Annotated in this window: 20 protein-coding genes; 13 read left to right on the forward strand and 7 right to left on the reverse strand. The window is 68.6% G+C overall.

The features are described 5' to 3' along the window. The first annotated feature begins 58 nt into the window (after positions 1 to 58). From U0177_RS17050 to U0177_RS17065, 4 genes are read left to right on the forward strand one after another with little or no spacing between them, the layout of a single operon-like run. A complete protein-coding gene (locus tag U0177_RS17050; protein WP_409571855.1) occupies positions 59 to 784 on the forward strand; it encodes an NUDIX hydrolase in 726 nt (241 codons plus the stop codon). 1 nt (position 785) lies between these two features. Beyond that, a complete protein-coding gene (locus U0177_RS17055) occupies positions 786 to 1271 on the forward strand; it encodes an adenylyltransferase/cytidyltransferase family protein (RefSeq protein ID WP_409571856.1) in 486 nt (161 codons plus the stop codon). Then, positions 1268 to 1498 (forward strand): PLDc N-terminal domain-containing protein, encoded by a 231-nt coding sequence (locus U0177_RS17060; protein ID WP_409571857.1) that lies wholly within the window; start codon positions 1268 to 1270, stop codon positions 1496 to 1498. Before U0177_RS17055 ends, U0177_RS17060 begins: the two co-directional genes overlap by 4 nt. A gap of 14 nt (positions 1499 to 1512) precedes the next feature. Continuing rightward, complete coding sequence (locus tag U0177_RS17065; RefSeq protein WP_409571858.1) at positions 1513 to 3429, forward strand: NAD+ synthase; 1917 nt, start codon at positions 1513 to 1515, stop codon at positions 3427 to 3429. A gap of 447 nt (positions 3430 to 3876) precedes the next feature. Here the strand turns inward: U0177_RS17065 and U0177_RS17070 are convergent, their stop codons facing one another. Continuing rightward, entirely contained in the window at positions 3877 to 4695 is an 819-nt protein-coding gene (locus tag U0177_RS17070) for a transposase (protein ID WP_409571877.1), read from the reverse strand. 142 nt (positions 4696 to 4837) lie between these two features. Further along, positions 4838 to 5200, reverse strand: coding sequence for a hypothetical protein (locus U0177_RS17075; protein WP_409571859.1), 363 nt, complete (start codon positions 5198 to 5200; stop codon positions 4838 to 4840). A gap of 272 nt (positions 5201 to 5472) precedes the next feature. Here U0177_RS17075 and U0177_RS17080 point away from each other — a divergent pair, with 272 nt between their 5' ends. From U0177_RS17080 to U0177_RS17095, 4 genes are all read left to right on the forward strand, one after another. Then, positions 5473 to 6189 (forward strand): cysteine hydrolase family protein, encoded by a 717-nt coding sequence (locus tag U0177_RS17080; protein WP_409571860.1) that lies wholly within the window; start codon positions 5473 to 5475, stop codon positions 6187 to 6189. A gap of 10 nt (positions 6190 to 6199) precedes the next feature. Beyond that, positions 6200 to 7219 (forward strand): Gfo/Idh/MocA family protein, encoded by a 1020-nt coding sequence (locus tag U0177_RS17085; RefSeq protein ID WP_409571861.1) that lies wholly within the window; start codon positions 6200 to 6202, stop codon positions 7217 to 7219. A gap of 133 nt (positions 7220 to 7352) precedes the next feature. After that, positions 7353 to 7964: a macro domain-containing protein gene (locus U0177_RS17090; protein ID WP_409571862.1), complete on the forward strand. Its 612-nt coding sequence runs from the start codon at positions 7353 to 7355 to the stop codon at positions 7962 to 7964. A gap of 89 nt (positions 7965 to 8053) precedes the next feature. Next, the gene (locus U0177_RS17095; protein WP_409571863.1) at positions 8054 to 8335 is read left to right on the forward strand and encodes a hypothetical protein; all 282 of its coding nucleotides are present in this window, start codon (positions 8054 to 8056) and stop codon (positions 8333 to 8335) included. A gap of 209 nt (positions 8336 to 8544) precedes the next feature. On the opposite strand, the gene U0177_RS17100 is transcribed toward U0177_RS17095, so the two are convergent. The 4 genes from U0177_RS17100 to U0177_RS17115 form a co-directional block, all read right to left on the reverse strand. Next, complete coding sequence (locus U0177_RS17100; RefSeq protein WP_409571864.1) at positions 8545 to 9303, reverse strand: alpha/beta fold hydrolase; 759 nt, start codon at positions 9301 to 9303, stop codon at positions 8545 to 8547. 5 nt (positions 9304 to 9308) lie between these two features. Beyond that, the gene (locus tag U0177_RS17105; RefSeq protein ID WP_409571865.1) at positions 9309 to 9755 is read right to left on the reverse strand and encodes a hypothetical protein; all 447 of its coding nucleotides are present in this window, start codon (positions 9753 to 9755) and stop codon (positions 9309 to 9311) included. A 232-nt stretch (positions 9756 to 9987) separates the two neighbouring features. Next, a complete protein-coding gene (locus U0177_RS17110; RefSeq protein WP_409571866.1) occupies positions 9988 to 10461 on the reverse strand; it encodes a DUF1440 domain-containing protein in 474 nt (157 codons plus the stop codon). 36 nt (positions 10462 to 10497) lie between these two features. After that, positions 10498 to 10821 carry a hypothetical protein gene (locus tag U0177_RS17115; protein ID WP_409571867.1) on the reverse strand — a complete coding sequence of 108 codons (324 nt, stop codon included), beginning with the start codon at positions 10819 to 10821 and terminating at the stop codon, positions 10498 to 10500. 178 nt (positions 10822 to 10999) lie between these two features. On the opposite strand from U0177_RS17115, the gene U0177_RS17120 reads away from it, so the two are divergent. After that, positions 11000 to 12244, forward strand: coding sequence for a potassium channel family protein (locus tag U0177_RS17120; RefSeq protein WP_409571868.1), 1245 nt, complete (start codon positions 11000 to 11002; stop codon positions 12242 to 12244). Here the strand turns inward: U0177_RS17120 and U0177_RS17125 are convergent. Next, positions 12208 to 12879, reverse strand: coding sequence for an HAD family hydrolase (locus U0177_RS17125; protein ID WP_409571869.1), 672 nt, complete (start codon positions 12877 to 12879; stop codon positions 12208 to 12210). The genes U0177_RS17120 and U0177_RS17125 overlap by 37 nt on opposite strands. 285 nt (positions 12880 to 13164) lie before the next feature. Here U0177_RS17125 and U0177_RS17130 point away from each other — a divergent pair, with 285 nt between their 5' ends. The 4 genes from U0177_RS17130 to U0177_RS17145 all read left to right on the forward strand — a co-directional run. Then, on the forward strand, positions 13165 to 13536 hold the full coding sequence (locus U0177_RS17130; protein ID WP_409571870.1) for a hypothetical protein: 372 nt from the start codon (positions 13165 to 13167) through the stop codon (positions 13534 to 13536). 61 nt (positions 13537 to 13597) lie between these two features. Next, positions 13598 to 14293: a hypothetical protein gene (locus U0177_RS17135; protein WP_409571871.1), complete on the forward strand. Its 696-nt coding sequence runs from the start codon at positions 13598 to 13600 to the stop codon at positions 14291 to 14293. Positions 14294 to 14512: 219 nt separating this feature from the next. Next, positions 14513 to 15733, forward strand: coding sequence for a zinc-dependent alcohol dehydrogenase (locus U0177_RS17140; RefSeq protein ID WP_409571872.1), 1221 nt, complete (start codon positions 14513 to 14515; stop codon positions 15731 to 15733). A gap of 50 nt (positions 15734 to 15783) precedes the next feature. Beyond that, positions 15784 to 16680, forward strand: an 897-nt coding sequence (locus tag U0177_RS17145) for a Rieske 2Fe-2S domain-containing protein (protein WP_409571873.1), incomplete at its 3' end; no start/stop codon positions are given.

The raw sequence follows: 16680 nt of genomic DNA on the forward strand, positions 1-16680 counted from the left end.
CAAGCCGCCGGCCTGCATGTATACTTATTGTATATTTAACACTAAAAGGAGCGAGTGAATGAGCGAGAATGCCGAGAGCTACGATCCCTCACGCTACGAGCGCCCGTCGGTGACGGTCGACGTCGTGATTTTCACCTTGCAGGATCGCGAGCTGCACGTGCTGATGGTGCAGCGCAAGCACTGGCCCTACGAAGGCCGTTGGGCGCTGCCCGGCGGTTTCATCAACATGGACGAATCGCTCGAGCAGGCCGCGCGCCGCGAGCTGGAAGAAGAAACCGGCGTGCGCGACATCTACCTCGAGCAGCTGTATACCTTCGGCGAGCCCGGCCGCGACCCGCGCACGCGCGTGATCAGCATCGCCTACATCGCGCTGGTGAGCGCCGACAAGCAAACGCTGCGCGTGTCGGACGAAAGCACCGACGTGCGCTGGTTCGCCATCAGCCAGCTGCCCGGCCCGCTCGCCTTCGACCACGACACCATCCTGGCAGCCGCGCTCGACCGGCTGCGCTCGAAGCTCGAGTACACCACGCTGGCGTTTCAGCTGCTGCCCGAGGTATTTTCGATCCTCGAGCTGAAGCACATCTACGAGCAAATCCTCGGCGAGAAGCTCGACAAAGGCAACTTCTACCGCAAGATCAAAGACGCCAAAGTGCTCGAAGACACCGGCATTCGCCGCGAAGGCCGCGGCCGGCCGACCTCGCTGTACCGCTTTCGCCGCAACCGCGGCGACGAGCAGTTCGTGTTTCGCTGGCGCGAGGCCCGCGTCGACGACGCCGAGGGCTAGCATGCAGCGCGCGAGCCACGGCATGATCCTGGGCAAGTTCATGCCGCTGACCAAAGGCCACTGCCACCTGATCGAAACCGGCCTGCGCATGGTCGATCAGCTCACGGTGCTGGTGTGCACGCTGCGGCGCGAGCCGATCGACGGCGCGCTGCGCTACGGCTGGGTGCGCGGCAGCTTCCCAGCCGCGCGGGTGGTGCACGTCACCGACGAAGTTCCCTCGTACCCGCACGAGCACCCCGACTTCTGGCCGATCTGGCGCGAGCTGATCGGCCGGTATGCGCCGAACGTCGATGTCGTGTTCACTTCCGAAACCTACGGCGACCGGCTGGCGGCCGAGCTAGGGGCGCGCCACGTGCTGGTCGATCTGGAGCGGCGGGTGGTGCCGATCTCGGCCACGCAGGTGCGCGCCGACCCGCTGGCCCACTGGGAGTACATTCCCGAATGCGTGCGCCCGTACTTTGCCGAGCGCGCGAAAGGAGCACCATGACGCCACTCGGCATACACTGGCCGCTTCTACTGACCCAGCTCGCCAACCTGGCGCTGATCGCGGCCTGGCTCGGGCTGGGCGCGCTGGCGCTGCGGCTGGTACGCCGCAGCGATCTGCCGCCGTCGGCGCGGGCGATCTGGGTCGCGCTGATCATTCTGCTGCCGCTGGTCGGCGCGCTGGCGTGCCTGATCGCCCGGCCGCGCGCCTCGGCGAGCACTCACCGCTGACACAAGGAACACCTATGCCGATACAGATCGCCATCGCCCAACTGCGCCCGAAAAAAGGCGATTACGACGCGAATATCGCCCGGCTTGGCGCGATCTTCGCGCAGCTGGCCGCGCTCGATCCGCAGCCCGATGTGCTGGTGCTGCCCGAAACATTTCTCAGTGGCTACTTCCTCGAGGGTGGCGTGCGCGAGGTTGCCCGCCCGGCCGGCCAGGTATACGCCGACATAAACCAGCGCTACCTGGCGGCGAGCGGCCCCGCAGCCCGGCCGCTCGACATTGCGGTGGGCTTCTACGAGCGCTACCGCGACCGGTTCTATAACTCCGCTCTGTATGCGACGCTCGGCTCTGCAGATGCAAGCCAAAAGACGCAAGACCAGGCATCGGCGATTGGGGAAGCAGCCTTTGGTCATCCGTCGTTAGTTCTTCGCCCCGGCATCCGCCACGTGCACCGAAAAGTGTTCCTGCCAACCTACGGCGTATTCGACGAGGCGCGCTTTGTCGAGGCCGGGCGCCAGGTGCTGGCCTTCGACACGCGCTTCGGCCGCGCGGCGCTGCTGATCTGCGAAGACGCCTGGCACAGCATCAGCGGCACCGTGGCCGCGCTCGACGGCGCCCAGGTAGTGTATGTGGTCAGCGCGTCGCCGGCGCGCGGCATCGCCACCCCCCGGCCGGCGAACGTCGAGCATTGGGACGAGCTGATCTACCGCATCGCCGACGAGCACGGCGTGTTTGGCGTGCTGGCGCAGCTGGTGGGCTTCGAGGGCGGCAAAGGCTTTCCCGGCGGCTCGCTGGCGATCGGGCCGCGCGGCAACTTCCTCGTGCGCGGGCCGCTGTGGGACGAAGCGCTGGTCACCGCGACGCTCGACCTGGCCGAGCTGCCGATCGCCCGCGCCGACCAGCCGCTGCTGGCCGACCTCGAGACCATGCTGCCGCATTTGCAGAATGAGCTGGCGCGCACCCAGCGTGGCGAGGCGGGCCTGGTGCGCTGGGATGCGCCGCACCCGCAGCGCGGGCCAACCAGCCAAGCAGGCGGCGAGAGCGAGCGTGCTACCGGGCCTACTGCCTCGCCATCTGCCTGCCTCCCGGTCGTCGCCGCTGCGAAGTTCGACCCGAGCGCCGACTTCCTGCGCATCGACGCGGCGGCGGTGCGGCGCTGGCTGGTGGCGTTTCTGCGCGACGAAGTGGCGCGCCGGCGCGGCTTCGCCGACGTAGTGGTCGGGCTGTCGGGCGGGGTCGACTCGGCGCTGGTGACGTACCTGTGCGCCGAGGCGTTTGGCGCCGAGCACGTGCTGGCGCTGCGCATGCCCTACCGCACCTCGAGCCGCGAAAGCCTCGAGCACGCCCAGCTGTGCATCGACGCGCTGGGCGTGCGCAGCCTGACGCTCGACATCAGCGACGCGGTCGACGGCTACGCCAGGCTCGACCCGACGATCGACGGGCGGCGCAAGGGCAATATCATGGCCCGCACCCGCATGATCGCGCTGTTCGACCAATCGCAGCGGCTTGGCTGCATCCCGGTAGGCACCGGCAACAAGACCGAGCGGCTGTTTGGCTACTACACCTGGCACGCCGACGACTCGCCGCCGGTGAACCCGCTCGGCGACCTGTTCAAAAGCCAGGTGTGGCAGCTGGCACGCCACGTCGGCGTGCCCGACGTGATCGTCGCGAAGCCGGCCTCGGCCGACCTGATCGTCGGGCAGACCGACGAGGCCGATTTTGGCATCAGCTACCCGCTGGCCGACCAGATCCTGCATTTCTTGCTCGCGGGCTACAACCCCGCCGGCATCGCGGCGCTGGGCTTCCGCCCCGACGACGTGGCACTGGTGAAGCGCCGGCTCGACAGCACCCACTGGAAACGCCACCTGCCCAGCACCGCCATGCTCAGCGCCACCGCGATCGGCGAGTACTATTTGCGCCCGCTCGACTACTAATACGCTGTTCGCTTGATCACGTATAGATAGTGTTGCATCATGTGGCGTAAGCCACGTAGTGCAACACTATAAGAATAGGAGTTACGCACTCGCGTGATCTGGCTTCCTCACGGTACGCGACCGAGCCTGCGGCAGCATGGTACCTGTTCATCTTCTGTGTGTGGTTTTTTCGCGCTCTGCGCGGAAAAAGGACACGATATGGAGCATAGTACCGCTCTGCCGAAGGGGTTGAGCGCGCCAACTGCGTTTGTCCTAAGAGCCTGTTTGAAAAGGGGTGCGCGAGGGGCATAGCCCCTCGCACTTTTCTGGCGGTGGCGGCCACGAATGTGGCCGCCACCCGCCAGAAAAAGTGGATACTTGGAGGGACTTCGTCCCCCCAAACCACCCTTTTTAAACAGCTTCTAAAGAAATTTGGGGGTGGCAAAGGCGCCCCCATGCGCATTAAGCTTACGCCACACAGCTATCGGTACTCATCAAAAACCGCTGGAAGGTACACGGATGTTTCCTGCGTCGGTTCTTGCGGCAGCCTGCTTGAATACAGCGTGCCAGCGTCGTCAGCGCGTCCCGCAGCCGTGCGGGCTGCCCCATCGCCGTTGCCAGCGCGATCCATCGCGTACGAATTGTCTGTGCCGCTTTGCCCCAACTCCGTGCGGGCGCATCCCACCCGCTCACGAGCAGCAGCCAATGCTGCACAATTTGATTGAGCAAGCGTCCATACAATTCACACAGCACCCGCCACGGCTGCACGTCCCGTACCAGATCAATCTGCCCGTGGCTTTTCCACAGCTTAAACAGCAGTTCGATCTGCCAGCGCGCCCGCGCCAGCACCAGCGCCTCCGTCACGGTCAGTCCGTCCGGCGGGATGGTGGTCACAAACACGCTCCACGCCGCCAAGGCCAAGCGCAGCGCGCTGACCATCTGGCCCTGCGCTTTGCTTCCTCCCGCAAGCGGCGGCGGCGCTGGTCGACCACCTCCTGCGGTGCCCGCACTGCCAGCAAGCGCGCCCGCACCTGCGCCTCCCGCCCCAGCCGCACCGGCAGATCGAGCGTTGCCTCGGGCATGGCGGCCAGCAGGTCGTGCAGGCGCCACCAGCGTCCATCGTCCGTTTGCAGGCTGGTCAGTGCCTGCATGCGCGAGAACCAGGACACGCCCGCGCGTCCAACTCCGCCAGCAGGGCGAGGTCAAAATAGCCCAAATCCACCAGCCGGACCGCGCCCTGCGGCAGATCGTGATGCAGGGTGGCGTGAGCATCCGACTCGCGGCCATCGTGCAGGGTCGGGCCGCGCAAGCGCCCCGTGCGCAGGTCGAGGGCGACCTGGAGCTAAGCGCCGCGTTGCCGGCGTCGGGCGTGCCATTACCGCAGCCGGTCCAGACCGCGGCGAGCGCCTCGGGCAAGGCGATCGTGGTACTATCTTGCACCACCACCTCGGCGAAGCGGTCGAGGATGGGCAAGCTGGAGTGGGTCAGCACACAGCACCTCGCCAATCGCAGCCCCGAGCACGTGTTCCAGACAGGTGGCGGCGGTTCGGTCAAACCGCTGATGCAAGGCTTCGGGCGAGATGGTTACGCCCAAGGCGGCACTCGTCTGCGTCAGGGCGCTCAAGCTCGCCTGCGGGTCGGCACCGAGGCCAAACACGAGCGTTTGCACGAACACACTGCCGGTCAGTTTGGCGTCCGAGCGCTGAACAAAGCCGGTCTGGCGGCCGGCACGGTCGGCTTCCTCGGTCAACACCGCCGCAAGCGTGGCGGCCAGCTGTGGTATAGTCGTCATCAGGGCGGCTCCTGTCGGTGTTTGGTTGTGGTTTGGCGACAACAACCATACCACAAGAGCTGTCCTTGTCTACTACGCTTAATGCGTATGGGGGTGGCAAAGGCGCCCCCAAACCCCCACCAAACAGAGAAGCAGTAGAAAGTGACATCTTGACACTATCGAAAAAGTATGCTAGAATAGTGCCAAGTTAACACTAACAAATCCTTGCGATAGACAACCGGATATCGTACGGCGCCCATTGGCAGAGGCGATCGACGCCCAGGAGCACACCCATGAACACAATCAACCTAACCGATACCAGCCGGCCGTTTCTCGCCTACCTCGAAGATTGGTATCGCCAGCTCCCGCCAGCCGCGCTGGCCGATATCGTCGGCGGCGCGCCCGAGCGCGTGGCGCTGATCTCGATCGACGTGATCAACGGCTTTTGTGTCGAGGGGCCACTGGCCAGCGCGCGCGTCGGGCGGGTGGCCCAGCCGGTGGCCGCGCTGTTCCGCCAGGCGTACGCGCTGGGCGTGCGCCACTTCGCGCTGACGCAGGACACGCACGCGCCCGACGCGCCCGAGTTTGGCTCGTACCCGCCGCACTGCCTGCGCGGCACCGCCGAAAGCCAGGCGGTCGACGAGCTGCGCGAGCTGCCGTTCTACAGCGAGATCGCGATCTTCCCCAAGAACTCGATCAACTCGCACTTCGGCACCGGCCTGGGCGCATGGCTGCGCGCCAACCCGCAGCTCGACCGGTTCGTGGTGGTCGGCGACTGCTCGGACCTGTGCGCATACCAGGCGGCAATGCACCTGCGGCTCGAAGCCGGCGCGGCCAACCAGCACCGCCGCGTGATCGTGCCGGCCGACGCGGTCGAAACCTTCGACACGCCGGTCGAGGTCGCGCGCGCGCTCGGCATCCGCGCGCACGACGGCGACCTGCACCACGTGCTGTTTCTGCACCACATGGCCATGAATGGCGTCGAAGTGGTGGCGACGCTGAGTGAATAGCGAGTAAATCATGCAGCAGCTACGCGCACTCCTGGTAGGCGCCGGCGGAATGGGCCGCGCCTGGGCCAAGAACCTGGCGGCCAGCGCCGACGCCCGGCTGGCCGGCTGGGTCGATATTCGCCCCGACGCGGCGGCACAGGCCGCCAGCGACCTGGGGCTGGCGGGCATCTACACTGGCGCCGAGCTCGACCGCGCGCTGGCCGAGCTGCGGCCCGACTTCGTGGTGGACGTGACGGTGCCCGAGGCACACCACGACGTGACGCTCGCGGCGCTGGCGGCCGGCGTGCCGGTGCTCGGCGAAAAGCCCATGGCCGACACCATGGACCGCGCCCGCGCCATGGTCGCCGCCGCCGAGCGCGCCGGGCTGCTGTATATGGTGAGCCAGAGCCGCCGCTACGACGCCCGGCTGGCCGCGCTGCGCCGCCTGATCGCCGAGCAGATCGGCACGCCCGGCATGCTCACCGCCGACTTCTTTATCGGCGCGCACTTTGGCGGCTTCCGCGACGCCATGCCCAGCCCGCTGCTGCTCGACATGGCCATCCACACCTTCGACGCGGCGCGCTACCTCAGCGGCGCCGACCCGCTGGCGGTGTACTGCGACGAGTTCAACCCGCCCTGGAGCTGGTACGCCGGTAATGCCTGCGCCAGCGCGATCTTCGAGATGACCGGCGGCATGCGCTATATCTACCGCGGCAGCTGGTGCGCCGATGGCCACCCGACCTCGTGGGAGGCCGAGTGGCGCGCGGTTGGGCCGCGCGGCAGCGCCACCTGGGATGGCCACGGCGCGCCGGTCGCCGAGGTGCTGGCCGGCGACACCGGCTTCCTGCGCCCGACCGAAGCGCGCACGATCGCGCCCGACGCCGACGCGCCCAGCGGGATCGCCGGGTCGCTGCGCGAGTTCGCCCACGCGCTTCGCACCGGCGCCACGCCCATGGGCGAATGCCACGACAACATCAAAAGCCTGGCCATGGTGTTCGGCGCGATCGAGTCGGCCAAGCTGGGCCAGCGCGTGGCCATCCGGGCGCTGTAGCGCACCGGCGCGAGGCCGCCCAGCGCACGCGCCCGCCCGCCATCAGGTGCGGCCGGTATCGGCGCATCTCCGCGCGGCCGCGCGCGGTTAGATCGACAACACAACACCATTGCAACACCAAAGGAGAACCGCGATGCCCGCTGCAATCACGCTCTGCGACCGCTCGGCCGACATGGTGCATGCCTGGAAGCGCTACTTCTCGGAAGAAAGCGGCGTGAAGGTGCTGAACCAGAACATTCTGACGCTGCCCGTCGACGCGCTAGCCATCCCAGCCAATGCCTTCGGCTTCACCGATGGCGGCACCGACCTGGCGATCAGCAAAGAGATCTTCGACTGGCGGCTGCAAGACGCGCTGCGCGCCCAGATCGAGCGCGACTACGCCGGCGAGCTGCTGGTGGGCCAGGCGCTGGTGATGCCGACCAACAGCGCGCGCCTGCGCTACGTCGTGGTGGCGCCGACCATGCGCGTGCCCTCGGACGTGAGCAACACCGTACACGCCTACCTGGCCATGCGCGCGATTCTGCGCGCCGTCGAGGCGCATAACCAGGCCCACCGCGCCAGCCCGAACGACCAGATCGGCGCGCTGGCGATGCCTGGCCTCGGCACCGGCACCGGCAAGATGCCGCCCGAGCGCGCCGCCTTCCAGATGTGGACGGCCTACCGCAGCGTCATCCTCGGCGATCTCGAGTGGGCCAAGAGCCTCGAGAAACAGATCGACCACGACAAGAAGATGCGCTCGCGCTAGCGCCACTACGTGGCACCGCTCTTGCTTCTGCGATCGGCACGGCGGGCGCGCGGCCCGCCGCTAGCGACACAGAGCGTGTGGTGGGGACGATGGAGACACCAGAGCATTATCTCTGCCCGGATCGGGCGTGTAGCGGCGGCACCTGGGTGCTCGAGCAGCAGAATGCGCTGCATAACCTCTGGCTGCTCGTCAATGCAAGCGACCAGAGCATCTGGCTACTCGCGGCCGACGAGCCGGTGTGCCCGCGCTGCGGCACTTCGCTGGTCACGCCGCTCGAGCTCGAGGGCGGCTACACCACCAGCGAGGTGCTTGAAAACGGCCCGATGCTGTGCTGGATGCAAACCCTGCGTTGGTCGCAGCCGGCGGCCTAGCCAGCACGAGCGGCGAGGATACGTTCTATGTACTATGCCCTGCCCGGCTTCGCCGGGCAGGGCATAGTAAAACAAAGAGGATCTACGCAGCTGGCGTGCTTAGCCTTCGGCAGAGCGGCACTTTCCTTTTGGACACAACGATGGCTGAGTAGCATGCTGCAGCCGGCAAAAGCGCCCGATTGAGGCAGCCGGACAGCGAAAACGCGCTCTCAGGCGGGCTCGTGAGCCAGAAACTGGCAGAGCAGCCGGTTGAACGCCGCCGGCTGATCCCACATCGGGTTGTGGCCGGCGGCGTCGATCACCGCCAGCCGGGCGTGCGGCAGCTCGCGCGCCAGCGCCCGCCCCACCGCCAGCGGGATCATCGGATCGTAGCGGCCCCACACGATCAGCGCCGGGGCACGGATGGCCGCGAGCTTGGCGCGGATATCGTAGGTGGCGAGCGCGCGGCTGGCCCGCACCAGCGTGCGCAGCCCGGCGCGCCGCATATCGCCCAGCAGCGGCGGGATAAACGCCGTGGGCAGGTAGCGCAGCGCCGGCAGCAGCTCGCTCACCGGCGGCACGTCGCTGGCATCGAAGCCAAGCCCGGCGGAATCGACCAGCACCAGCCTGGCCACGCGCTCGGGCGCGTCGGCGGCAAGCTCGGCCGCAATCAGCCCGCCCATCGAGTGGCCGACCATACTGGCGCGCTCGAGGCCGGCCTGATCCATCCAGCGCGCCACGTGCCGCGCCGCGTCGGCCAGCTCAAACGGCACTGCGCTACGGCTCTGGCCGAAGCCAGCCAAGTCGGGGATATACACCTGGAACTGGCGAGCCAGCGCGGCGACATTGCGGCCCCACCAGCGCGTCGAGCCCGAGAACCCGTGCAGCAGCACCAGCGGCGCGCCGGAGCCGTGCGTCTCGTAGTAGATCGACGCCGCGCCAACACGCGCCCGCCGCGCGATTGGCTGGGTATGCCCGTATGCTTGCATCTCGGCTACCGCCTGGTGGTTTCGCGGCTCGTGCCGGGCGTGCGCATATAGAAAAAGATGCTGGCCAGCGTCATGATGCTGGTGGCGAAGTAGACGCCCGGCGCAATGATCCGCGCCATGGTCAGCGGGTCGAACAACTGGCCGGAGACCACCTGCGCCGGCCCCATGGCCGCGCCCAGCAGCAGCGCCAGGATATACACCGTCGAGTTCGCGAAGTAGATCGCCGCGCTGAGGCGCAAGCCCCTGCGCCAATCGTCGAGCTTGATCCGGCCGCTCAGCGACGCGACGATCGCCACCACGGTTCCGGCGATCAGCGACCACAAGAAAAGGCCAAACATAACGCCAAACGCGCCGGGCGTGCTGGTGGCGAATGCCGCGCCAGCGCCAGCACCGAGCGCGGTGCAAATGATCAGGCTGTACTGCTGTAGGCGTTGTGCGTGAATGGGTTTCATCAACTTCCGCTCGCTTTCCTCATATATTTCACTAGCGGCAGCCGCCTGCAGAGCCGCGGCGCCGTGTTCGTTGCCGCCGGTATTTAGCAACTTCTATACCGGCATGCGCTTTGATATTACTCCGGCGGCGCGCCACGTTTGGCGCGCCGCCGGCAAATCTTTCGAAGAGATACCGCGTATACTCGCGGCCGGATTCGGCGAAACGGGCTGTTAGATTACTGAATAGTACGGCTTACGCTCTTTTTGACTCGGCCAGGCGCGCGGCCAGCAGCCCAAGCGACGCGCCCCACACCAGGTGCGAGGCGATCATCAGGGCGTTGCGGCGGCCGGGGTGCCGCGTCGCCGGCGGCAGGATGTTCATGGCCGGCAGCAGGCCCAGGTAGCTCACGCCCCACACACCCAGCCCATACAGCATGCCGCTGATCGCCGGGGCGGCCGTGGCGCGCTGCGCCACCTGCCCGTAGAGCGCCCCGGCCGCCGCGCCATAGCCGAAGTGCGCCAGCAGCGTCAGCGCGGTGTGCTCGTCGCCGCCGATCTCGTCGGCCACGCCCAGCTTGCCGGCCACCGACGCGGTGATCTGGCTGGGCGGCAGCGGGTAGCGCTCGTGCTGCGGCAGCGCGCGGTGCAGCAGCTCCATGGCCGCAGTCATTGGCGCCGTGGCTGCGCAGCCCGCCAGCGCGCCGGCCAGGGTTGGTTCGATGGTCATGTGCCCAGATCCTTTCTGTGGTGCCGAACAGCGCGCTCAGGCAGGTTCGTCCTGGTTCGGCACGGTTTCGCCGTCGGGGCCGCGCGTGCGGCCGCTCAGCCCGCCGTCGTTCGATTGGCCGCGCCGGCCGGCGACCTTGCCGGCCGAGCCGGGCGCCGGCGCGTCGCCCTGGCCAACCCCGGCCGGGTCGCCCAGAGTGCCGGCGTCGCCGCGCACGCCGCCCGCGCCCGATGTTCCGCCCGCGCCGCCGAGCCCATCAACTGCGCCACGGCCGGCTGTGCCGCTGCCGGCATCTTTGCGGCCGGTTTCGCGGCGCTCGGTTTCGTCGCTCGGCGAATTTTTCTTTTTACGATCAGCCATAGTGGCGCTCCTTTCGGCGATCTCACGATCGATGCGGCGGCGCGCCGTACGCTGCCGATAGCCGCAGCTGGGCAAGCGGCGTGCCGCCTGAGCGCCATACAAGCACATGGCACAGTTCTTGCGCATATATATGCGAATGTTTCGGGCTCGGAGAGGTTCGCTCGCATAGCAGGCCAGCATGACGCTGTATATTCTCGCGCTGCTCGCCGGCGCGGCGCTGATCGCGCTTGTGCAGTTCGATATTGTGGCGACGGTGCTGCACCCCGAGGTCAGAAGCCCGCTGAGCAGCGGCTTCCAGCGCGCGATCTGGCGCGTGCTGACGCTGGCGGCGCGGCACGCGCCCGGCCACGGCACCGCCGACCGGCTGCTGAACTGGTCGCTGCCGCTGATGGTGGTCGGCCTGATCGGCATGTGGCTCGGCCTGCTGATCGTTGGCTTCGCGCTGCTGTACTTCCCCTGGATCGACGACCCTGCCGCGTTTTCCGCGCCGCACGCCCTGAACGCCGGCCTGCTCGACGGGCTGTACTTCAGCGGCGTTACGGTTGCGACACTGGGGTTTGGCGATATTCAGCCGCTGGGGCAGGGGCTGCGGCTGCTGGCGGTGGCCGAGGCGCTGATGGGCGCGCTCACCGCCGCGCTCAGCGTGGCGTATGTGCTGGCGGTGTACCCGGCGCTCTCGCAGCGCCGCACGATCGCCACCGCGCTCGACGCCGAGGTGGCCGGGCACCCGAGCGGGCTGCCGCTGCTGCGCCGCTACCTGGGCGAGAATGGCCAGTGGCCCGATCAGATCGCCGCCCAGCTGCGCGACCTGGCGCTCGAGCTGCTGTCGATCACCGAAAGCCACGAGACCCACCCGGTGCTGTACTATGCCCACCCGCGCCGCATCCAGCAGAGCGTGCTGCGCGTGCTCGTCACCACTCAGGGGCTGGTGGGCCTGCTGCGCTACGGCCTCTCGCCCGACGCCCACCGCGAGCTGGTGTACCACCCGCAGCTGCTGCTGCTCGAGCAGGCGCTGCACTACAGCCTGCGCCGCCTCAGCGCCTCGCTGCGCGCCGCCCCGCCCGCGCAGCCCGCCTCGGCGCAGCTGCGCGCGCAGCTCGCCCAGGAGTACGCGCGGCTGTGCGACGAGATCGAGGCGATCGGCATGCTGTCGGCGCGCTCGTCGGCGCGGCGCCCGGTGCCCGCGCTGGTCGAGGCCGCGATCGAGGCGCCCGACGGCACGCTGCCGCGCAGCAGCCCAGGCGCCTCCAAAGCCGAAGACCCGGCGCTCGACCTGTCGTCGGCCTCGCCAGTGGACGCGTTTGAGGTGTTCCGGCTCGAAACCGACCCGTACATCGCAGCCTACGCGGCGGCGAACGGCTACAGCGTCGAGGCCGCGCGCGCCGACTACCCCAGCGTCTGGTGGAGCGGCGAGTCGTCGTAGCCGGCCAGCAGGTCGGCCGGGTCGTCGTACACCGCCAGCGCGCCCGCGAGGTCGGCGTCGCCCCAGCCGCCCGAGCGCAGCGCGACAATGCCGATGCCGGCCTTGGCGGCGGCCTCTACATCGTAGGGCGTATCGCCGATCATCAGCACCTGGCCGGCCGGCAGCCCCAGCTGGCCAAGCGCGGCCTCGACGATGTCGGGGTCGGGCTTGGAGCGCGGCGCATCGCTCGACGAAGTGCTGGACTCAAACAGATCGGCCGCGCCGGTGCGCTCGAGCAGCGTGTCGATCTCGTCGCCCTTGGCCGAGCTCGCCACCACCAGCCGCATCCCATCGGCGCTTAGGCGCTCGAGCAGCGGGCGCACCTGCGGAAATGCGCCGACCTCGGGCAAAAAACGCTGCTGGAAGATCGCGCCGCGCCGCTTGTCGATCTGCTTGCCGCGCTCGGAGTCTGTGTCGATCCCAGCCACGCTGGGTAGCAGCTTGTCGCCGCCCATGCCGATCAGCCGGCGCACGCGCTCAAACGGCACGTCGTAGCCGTGCTCGGCCAGCGCCGCCACCCAGGCGCGCGCGTGCGCGTCGTTGCTGTCGATCAGCGTGCCGTCGACATCGAAAATAACGCCGTCAATCCGGCTCATACGGTTGCTCCCTTTTCTGCCAAAGGCAACAGCGCCGCCTGCGCGGCGCGTGTCGTGAAGTTTCGGTTCGCCCGCCAGCGCGGTCGGGCCCTTTCTAGCAAGCCAGGTGCCGCGCCCGGCAGCATCGGCACGATCTTTGCTTGCAAAACGCCAGTGGAGAACCGCAGGTAGCGCCGGGCAGCCGTGCGGAGCGCGCTCGCGCAGTTCCACGGGCACGCACGATCCGACCAGCCACCACCAGCCCCAGGCGTACCCAGCGCGCTACACCAAGCCAGGAGTGCTGGAATGAGCCCTCAGCCAACCTTCTACCAGTGGATGCTCGCGAGCACGCTACCCGACGAGCTAGCCCTTACGGTGATGCCATTGCGCCAGGCGATCGCGCTCGACGAAGCCTGGCCGCGCGCGGCGACCAAGCTGGGCGAGATCGAGCACCACCTAGCCCAGGCCGCCAGCGGTCCGCTCTACCGCACGCTGCTGAACGCCGCGCGCGCGGCATGGTTCGCCTACACCTGCTACCGCCACGCCGACCTGGCGCCCCACGAGGGCATGAGCTTTGTGCTGTTCGCCCGCGACGGCGTGGTGCGCGTGCGCATCGTCAACGGCCGCGCGGTGCAAGAGCCAACCGAGCATCTCGGGCGAATAGCGCCCAGCGCGTAGCGCCCCTGGCACGCCGATTGCTCGGCCGTGCCTCCATTCGAGCAATTGAAAGGACGGAACAATGCAAGAACATACCCCTGGCCAATTCTCGCAGCGCGTGATCGAGCGCGCACGCGAGGCCAACACCCCCACCCCGAGCAGCATTGGCGGTCAGATCGCCAAGCGCCCCTGGCTATCGGTCGGGCTGGCGCTCGCCGCCGGCTACATGCTCGGCGGGCGCTCGGAGCCACGCGCCAGCTGGTCGCCCGAGCGCGCCGAAGACTCGTTCCGCGAGTATACGCCGCCGGCCGCGGGCCAGGCGAAGCCGGCCAAGCAGCGGCCCGAGGGCGCGCTCGCCGGCACGGGCATGCACTACTACGCCACGTCGCCCGACGAAGCCGGGCCGGCCGAGCGCCACGCCAGCGGCGCAGGCATCACGCACTACCCCGGCGGCACGCCGGCAGGCGCATTCGAGCAGCCGGGCGGCGGCACCAGCCGAACACGCGCGGCGTCGGCGGGCCTCGGCCAGATCGCCAGCCAGGTGAGCGGCGAGGTCGACACGCTGAAAAGCGCCGCAGTCGGCGCAGTGATCGACCTGCTGCGCGGCGTGGTGGCCCAGAACCTGCCGGCGGTCTCGCGCGAGATGGATCGCATGCGAAGCGAGCGCCAGCAGGGCGCGCCGAAGCCCGGCGCGGCGCTCGGCGAGACGCACGCCAGCCCCACCGACGCGCCGACCGGCGCGGTGTTCACGGCGCCGCAGGCGCGCGCCGATATGTGATACGCTGTTCGCTTGATCACATATAGATTGTGCTGCACAACCTGGCTTCACCACGTTGTGCAGCACAATAAGAAATTTGGGGGCGGCTTCGCCACCCCCAAACCCCCACTAAAGTGTACGTAATCAAGCGAATTTGGTATGACGCCACTACGCCCTAGCCGCCGCGCCCGCCACGGCGGGCGCGGCCGAGTGGCCTGGAGCCAGAGAAGAGAGGAAGCAATGAAAGCAGTGGTATTTCACGGCATCGGCGACATCCGGCTCGACGACGTGCGCGAGCCGGGGCTCGAAGCCGACACCGACGCGATCGTGCGGATCACCGCCAGCGCAATCTGCGGCACCGACCTGCACATGATTCGCGGCACCATGCCCGGCATGGAGGCCGGCACCATCCTGGGCCACGAGGGCGTTGGCGTCGTCGAGGATGTCGGCAAAAAAGTGCACAACCTGCGCCCCGGCGACCGGGTGGTGATCCCCTCGACGATCGCCTGCGGCTACTGCGCCTACTGCCGCGCCGGCTACTATGCGCAGTGCGACAACGCCAACCCCAAAGGGTCGCAGGCCGGCACGGCGTTTTTCGGCGGCCCCGGCCTCACCGGGCCATTCCACGGCCTGCAGGCCGAGTACGCGCGCGTGCCGTTCGCGAATGTCGGCCCGGTGCGCCTGCCCGACGCGATCGACGACGAGCAGGCGATCATGCTCTCGGACATCTTCCCGACCGGCTACTTCGGCGCGGCGATGGCGAACATCAAGCCGGGGCATACCGTGGCGGTGTTCGGCTGCGGCCCGGTGGGCCTGTTTGCGATCGTTAGCGCGCGCCTCATGGGCGCCGGCCGGATCTTCGCGGTCGACACGATCGCCTCGCGCCTCGACATGGCCCGCCGCCAGGGCGCCGAGGCGATCGACTACAACCAGCACGACCCGGTGGCGATGATCCACGATCTCACCGGCGGCATCGGCGTCGACTGCGCGATCGACGCGGTGGGCGTCGACGCCAACCGGCCGCACGCCGGCATCCCGGCGCTGAAGTCGGCGACGACGCAGGGCGGCCAGTTCCGCGACGAGCGCAAGACCGTGGCGCCCAGCACCAACGAGCAGGGCGACAACTGGCACCCTGGCGACGCGCCATCGCAGGTGCTGAGCTGGGCGGTGCAGGCGCTGGCCAAGGCCGGCACGCTCTCGATCATCGGCGTATACCCGCAGACGGCGCAGTTCTTCCCGATCGGCGCGGCCATGAACCGCAACCTGACGATCCGCATGGGTAACTGCAACCACCGCGCCTACATCCCCAGGCTCGTCGATATCGTGCGCGCCGGCCAGGTCAACCCGGCCGAGATCCTCACGCAGGTGGGGCCGCTGGTGGCCGCGATCGACGCCTACCGCGCGTTCGATACGCGCCAGCCCGGCTGGGTGAAGGTGAAGCTCGAGCCTGCGCTGGCGTAGCACACGCGCCGGCCGCGCATCTTGTAGCAGATTTGCAAAGGAGCACACGAATGATCGGCACATCGATCGAGCGCGCGATTGGCGCGCTGCCCGCCAGCGCCGCCGAGGTCGAGCAGGCGATCAAGCGCATCCCCGGCCTCGAACATGCCGGCGCGCAGCTCGCGAGCAGCATTCACAAGGCGGTGCTGAGCGGCGGCACACCGGCGCGAGCCATCGCCGACGCGCTGCACGGCACATGGTTCGGCCACCCGCTGCACGCCGCGCTCACCGATATCCCGATCGGCGCCTGGGCGCTGGCGGCGCTGTTCGACGCCTACGCCGGCATGGGTGGCGGGCCGGCCGCCGAGCAGGCCGCCGACATGCTGCTGTCGATCGGCGCAGCTGCGGCGGTGCCTACCGCCCTGGCCGGCCTGGCCGACTACTCGGCGATCGACGACCGCGCGCTGGCGGTGGGCGCGGCGCACGGGCTGCTGAATACCGCCGGCCTAGGGCTGTTCTTGCTGTCGATCTGGGCGCGCGCGGCCGGCCAGCGCCGCCGCGGCGTGCTGCTCTCGACGCTGGGCCTGGCGGTGGTGGGCGCCTCGGCCGGCCTCGGCGGCGACCTGGTGTACCGCCTCGGCGTCGGCGTGAACCACGCCGAGCCGGCCCACAAGCCCACGAGCTGGACGGCGGTGCTGCCGCTCGACGACCTGGCCGAGGGCCAGGCCCAGCGCGTCGAGCTGGCCGGCAAGCCGGTGCTGGTGTACCACGACGCCAACCAGCTGTACGCGATCGGCGCGGTGTGCAGCCACGCCGGCGGCCCACTCGAAGAGGGCACGTTCGCCGATGGCTGCGTCGAGTGCCCGTGGCACCAGTCGGTGTTCGATCTGCGCGACGGCAGCGTGGTGCACGGCCCGGCCACCATGGCCCAGCCGGCCTACGAGGCGCGCGTGCGCAACGGCCAGGTC

Source organism: Kouleothrix sp. (genome assembly GCF_046328425.1).
Lineage (GTDB): Bacteria > Chloroflexota > Chloroflexia > Chloroflexales > Roseiflexaceae > Kouleothrix.